Below are 250 nucleotides of genomic sequence, written 5' to 3' on the forward strand. Positions count from 1 at the left end.
TCCTGGACGGCAACGTGGTCTCGCCTGAGGTTGTGGTGCCGGTGAACGTGTCGGGGAACTCGGTGTCGGTGATCGGGGATTCGTCCTCGACCGGTGAGTCCGGTTCGACCGGATCAACGGCCAGTGGCAGCACGGGTGGAAGCACCGGTGGCAGCACGGGCGGCACGACGGATGGGGGAATCCTGGACGGCGGGCTGCTCAGCGGCGGCATTCTCGACGGCAACGTGATCTCTCCGGAGATCGTCGTGCC

Annotated in this window: 1 pseudogene; it reads left to right on the plus strand. The window is 66.8% G+C overall.

Annotated features, from left to right (window positions below):
* Positions 1-250 (plus strand): annotated as a pseudogene (locus ACIQCY_RS14075) (hypothetical protein); the annotation flags it as partial.

The sequence above is a fragment of the Arthrobacter sp. NPDC092385 genome, assembly GCF_044755105.1.
GTDB lineage: Bacteria > Actinomycetota > Actinomycetes > Actinomycetales > Micrococcaceae > Arthrobacter_D.